Source organism: Streptomyces sp. NPDC056948 (assembly GCF_042674225.1).
Taxonomy (GTDB): domain Bacteria; phylum Actinomycetota; class Actinomycetes; order Streptomycetales; family Streptomycetaceae; genus Streptomyces; species Streptomyces purpurascens.
The window spans coordinates 1-5,213 of the sequence record NZ_JBHUQX010000540.1; the positions used below are offsets into that span (position 1 = coordinate 1).

The following is a 5,213-nucleotide window of genomic DNA, read 5'->3' on the forward strand; positions in this document are numbered from 1 at the left end:
GGCGTCCGACCCCATCGCGCCGTTCCGAGGACGGACACCCCCCGACACGGCCCCGACCCACCACCACCGCGCAGGCGCAGACGCGCACCCCCACCCCACCCGCTCAGCCCTCCGTCAACCCCGCCACCAGCTCATCAGCCGCCCGATAAGGATCCAGCTCCCCGGCCACGATCCGCTCGGCCAACGCCCCCAGCCGCCGATCGCCGTGCAGATCCCCGATCCGCTCCCGCAGCGCCGTCACCGCGATCGTCTCGACCTCCCGCGCCGCCCGGGCCGCCCGCCGCTCCGCGAGAACCCCCCGCTCCTCCATCCAGGCCCGGTGCTTCTCCAGGGCCTCGACGACCTCGTCCGTCCCCTCCCCCCGCGCGGCGACCGTCTTCACGATCGGCGGACGCCAGTCACCCGGCCCCCGGGACTCCCCGAGCCCCAGCATGTGGTTCAGCTCGCGAGCCGTCGCATCGGCCCCGTCCCGGTCGGCCTTGTTCACGACGTACACGTCACCGATCTCCAGGATCCCGGCCTTGGCCGCCTGGATCCCGTCCCCCATCCCAGGGGCCAGCAGCACCACGGACGTGTCCGCCTGCGAGGCGATCTCCACCTCGGACTGCCCGACCCCCACCGTCTCGACGAGAATCACGTCACAGCCCGCCGCGTCCAGCACCCGGATCGCCTGGGGCGCGGCCCACGCGAGCCCGCCCAGATGCCCCCGCGTCGCCATCGAACGGATGTACACCCCAGGATCCGACGCGTGCTCGGACATCCGCACCCGGTCCCCCAGCAGCGCCCCGCCCGAGAACGGGGACGACGGGTCGACGGCGAGCACGCCGACCCGCTTCCCCTGCTTGCGATACGCCGTCACCAGCGCCGACGTGGACGTGGACTTGCCGACCCCGGGCGACCCGGTCAACCCGACCACGTACGCCCCGCCCGTCAGCGGCGCCAGCGCCGCCATGACCTCCCGGAGCTGCGGGGACGCCCCCTCCACCAGGGAGATCAACCGGGCCACGGCCCGCGGCCGGCCCTCCCTGGCCTGGGCGACCAGCGTGGAGACGTCCTGCATCACAGCTCCGTTCATGAAGGCGAGCACCGAAAGCGAGGGCTCGGCAGAGGCCCAAGGCGAAGACCGAAGGCGGGGCCGAAACCCCGCCGCTCAGCCCTTCGGTACCCGCACGATCAGCGCGTCACCCTGACCACCGCCACCGCACAGCGCCGCCGCGCCCACGCCACCGCCCCGCCGCTTCAGCTCCAGCGCGAGGTGCAGCACGAGACGCGCACCGGACATCCCGATCGGGTGACCCAGGGCGATGGCACCGCCGTTGACATTCACCTTTTCGGTGGACACCCCAAGATCCTTCATCGACTGCACGGCCACCGCCGCGAACGCCTCGTTGATCTCGACGAGATCGAGGTCCGAGACCTCCAGGCCTTCCTTCTTCAGCGCGTGCAGGATCGCGTTGGACGGCTGGGACTGCAGCGAGTTGTCCGGCCCGGCCACGTTCCCGTGCGCCCCGATCTCGGCGATCCACTCCAGGCCGAGCTCCTGGGCCTTGGCCTTGCTCATCACCACGACGGCCGCCGCACCGTCGGAGATCTGGGACGCGGAACCGGCGGTGATCGTGCCGTCCTTGGCGAACGCCGGACGGAGCTTCCCGAGCGACTCGGCCGTCGTGTCGCCCCGGATGCCCTCGTCCTTGCTGAACAGCACCGGGTCACCCTTGCGCTGCGGGATCTCGACGGGCGTGATCTCGGCGTCGAACAGGCCGTTCTTCTGCGCGGCGGCGGCCCGTTGGTGCGACTGCGCGGCGATCTCGTCCTGCTCGGGCCGGCCGATGCCCAGCCGGGTGTTGTGCTTCTCCGTCGACTCGCCCATGGCGACGTTCTCGAAGGAGTCGGTCAGACCGTCGTACGCCATGGCGTCGATCATCTCGACGGCGCCGTACTTGAAGCCCTCACGGGACTTGGGCAGCAGGTGCGGGGCGTTGGTCATGGACTCCTGACCGCCGGCGACGACCACGTCGAACTCACCCGCGCGGATGAGCTGGTCGGCCAGCGCGATCGCGTCCAGGCCCGAGAGACACACCTTGTTGATCGTCAGCGCGGGCACGTTCATCGGGATGCCCGCCTTGACCGCGGCCTGGCGCGCCGGGATCTGCCCCGCCCCGGCCTGGAGCACCTGCCCCATGATCACGTACTGCACCTGGTCGCCGCCGATCCCCGCACGGTCGAGGGCGGCCTTGATCGCGAAGCCGCCGAGGTCGGCTCCGGAGAAGGATTTCAGTGACCCGAGCAACCGCCCCATCGGAGTACGGGCACCCGCCACGATCACGGACGTCGAGCCGTTGGTCCCAGAAGTTCCAGGAGTTCCAGAAGACATGAGCTGCGATCCCCTTACCGGCTGCACAGCCGAGGAGTGAACGAGGGTTTACTTCGAATGTACTGACCGGTACTCCACCCCGTCATCGGGCTGTCGGTGTGATCGCGCGCACGTTGCGTAACCACCTCCGGGGCGCTGCACTGAATCCATGCTGACGCGAATCGACCACATCGGAATCGCCTGTTTCGACCTCGACAAGACCGTCGAGTTCTACCGTGCCACCTACGGCTTCGAGGTGTTCCACTCCGAGGTCAACGAGGAGCAGGGCGTGCGCGAGGCCATGCTCAAGATCAACGATACGTCCGACGGCGGCGCCTCGTACCTGCAGCTTCTCGAACCCACCCGCCCGGACTCCACCGTCGCGAAGTGGCTCGACAAGAACGGCGAGGGGGTCCACCACATCGCTTTCGGTACGGCAGATGTGGACGGAGAGTCGGCCGGGATCCGCGACAAGGGCGTACGCGTACTGTACGAAGAGCCGCGACGCGGTTCCATGGGGTCACGGATCACCTTCCTGCACCCCAAGGACTGTCATGGCGTACTGACAGAACTGGTCACTTCGGCGCCTGTTGAGTCACCTGAGCACTGACCCTCGTACATAAGGGCCGGTAGGGTTGGGTGCGGTCACCGCTTCAATCTGCGGCGACCGCATTCCGGGGTCCGGGTTTCGGGGGACGAGCGTCGGGGCAGCAGCCTCTGCTCCGCCGATGATCTGACACCATTCCCCGGGGGCCCCGTTCGGCGGATGGACGGAGCTCGTTTGGAGAGAGTTGCGACCAGGGGACGGATGGGACCGCGCAGTGCGGGGCTACGAGAGCCAGGAGCGAGAGCCGGCGGCTGACGTCGACCACCTCTCTCGGTTCGAAGCCGAGATGAAGCGGCTGAAGACCGAGCGGGAAAAGGCGATCCAGCACGCCGAGGACCTCGGCTACCAGGTCGAGGTGCTGCGTGCCAAGCTGCACGAGGCACGGCGCACCATCATGTCCCGGCCCTCCTTCGAGGGGGGCGACATCGGCTGGCAGGCCGAGCAGTTGCTGCGCAACGCTCAGATGCAGGCCGACCAGATCCGGACGGACGCCGACCGCGAGCTGAGCGAGGCCCGGGCACAGACCCAGCGGATCCTCCAGGAACACGCCGAGCAGGCGGCCCGGCTCCAGTCGGAGCTGCACCAAGAGGCGGTGACCCGCCGCCAGCAGCTCGACCAGGAGCTGTCCGAGCGCCGCCAGACGGTCGAGTCGCACGTCAACGAGAACGTGGCCTGGGCCGAGCAGCTTCGGGCCCGCACCGAGCAGCAGGCCCGGCGCCTGATGGAGGAGTCCAGGGCCGAGGCCGAGCAGGCCATGGCCACGGCCCGCGCGGAGGCCGAGCGGCTGGCGACCGAGGCCCGGCAGCGGCTGACGAACTCGGCCGAGGAGGCCCGGGCCGAGGCCGAGCAGATCCTGCGCCGCGCCCGCACGGACGCGGAGCGCCTCCTGAACGCCGCCTCCACGCAGGCGCAGGAGGCCACGGACCACGCCGAGCAGCTGCGGACGTCCACCGCCACCGAGTCGGAGTCCACGCGCCGCGAGGCCACGGAGCTGAGCAAGGCCGCCGAGCAGCGGATGGCCGAGGCCGAGGAGGCGCTGCGCAAGGCGCAGACCGAGTCGGAGAAGCTGGTCACGGAGGCCAAGGAGGCCGCCGCCAAGGCCCTGTCGAGTGCCGAGTCCGCGAACGAGACGCGTACACGCACCGCCAAGGAGCAGGTCGCCCGGCTGGTCGAGGAGGCCACGAAGGAGGCCGAGAACACCAAGTCCGAGGCCGAGCAGCTCGTCGCCGACGCCCGCGCCGAGGCCGAGAAGATCGTCGCGGAGGCCTCCGAGAACGCCCGTACGTCCACCGCCGAGGAGACCGCGACCCAGCTTTCCAAGGCGGCCAGGACCGCCGAGGAGGTCCTCGACAAGGCGTCCGAGGACGCCAAGAAGACCACCAAGGCCGCGGCCGAGGAGGCCGAGCGGATCCGCACGGAGGCCGAGGCCGAGGCGGACCGGCTGCGTGCCGAGGCGCACGACATCGCCGAGGAGCTCAAGGGCACGGCGAAGGACGACACCAAGGAGTACCGCGCCAAGACGGTCGAGCTGCAGGAGGAGGCCCGCCGGCTGCGCGGCGACGCCGAGCAGCTCCGGGCGGACGCCGTCGAAGAGGGCGAGAAGATCCGCGCCGAGGCCCGCAAGGAGGCCGTGGCGCAGATCGAGGAGGCGGCGAGGTCCGCCGAGGAGCTGCTCGCCAAGGCCAAGGCGGACGCGGACGAGCTGCGCACGAACGCCCAGGGGGACAGCGAGAAGGTCCGCACCGAGGCCATCGAGCGGGCGACGACCCTTCGCCGGCAGGCCGAGGAGACCCTTCAGCGCACCCGGCAGGAGGCCGAGCGGCACCGCGAGGAGGTCGTCGAGCAGGCCGAGGGCCTCAAGGCGGACGCCGAGCGCGCGGCGGTGGAGCTGCACGAGGAGACCGAGCGCGCCATAGAGGCCCGCCGCGCGGAGGCCGCCGAAGAGCTGACGCGGCTCCAGACGGAGGCCGAGGAGCGGCTGACGGCAGCCGAGCAGGCGCTGTCGGACGCCCGTGAGGAGGCCGCGCGGATCCGCCGCGAGGCCGCCGAGGAGAACGAGCGGCTGCGCGACGAGGCCGCCGAGCGGATCCGTACGCTCCGGCAGCAGGCCGAGACGGAGGCCGAGCGGCTGCGCGACGAGGCCGCTTCCGACGCGTCCGCGTCGCGCGCCGAGGGCGAGGCCGTCGCCGTACGCCTGCGCTCGGAGGCTTCGAACGAGGCCGAGCGGCTGAAGTCGGAGGCGCAGGACAGCGC

General features: G+C 70.9%; 3 protein-coding genes and 1 pseudogene. 2 read left to right on the forward strand and 2 right to left on the reverse strand.

Annotation, left to right across the window (positions count from 1 at the left end; all coding sequences use genetic code 11):
- Positions 1 to 103: 103 nt before the first annotated feature.
- Both meaB and ACFTZL_RS40525 read right to left on the reverse strand, forming a co-directional pair.
- On the reverse strand, positions 104 to 1,060 hold the full coding sequence (gene meaB / locus ACFTZL_RS40520) for a methylmalonyl Co-A mutase-associated GTPase MeaB (protein ID WP_382594271.1): 957 nt from the start codon (positions 1,058 to 1,060) through the stop codon (positions 104 to 106).
- Positions 1,061 to 1,150: 90 nt separating this feature from the next.
- The gene (locus ACFTZL_RS40525; RefSeq protein WP_382594265.1) at positions 1,151 to 2,374 is read right to left on the reverse strand and encodes an acetyl-CoA C-acetyltransferase; all 1,224 of its coding nucleotides are present in this window, start codon (positions 2,372 to 2,374) and stop codon (positions 1,151 to 1,153) included.
- A 148-nt stretch (positions 2,375 to 2,522) separates the two neighbouring features.
- Between ACFTZL_RS40525 and mce the strand changes: the two genes are divergently transcribed.
- The gene (mce, locus tag ACFTZL_RS40530) at positions 2,523 to 2,963 is read left to right on the forward strand and encodes a methylmalonyl-CoA epimerase (protein WP_382594268.1); all 441 of its coding nucleotides are present in this window, start codon (positions 2,523 to 2,525) and stop codon (positions 2,961 to 2,963) included.
- Between the two features lie 211 nt (positions 2,964 to 3,174).
- Positions 3,175 to 5,213 (forward strand): annotated as a pseudogene (scy, locus tag ACFTZL_RS40535) (polarized growth protein Scy); the annotation flags it as partial.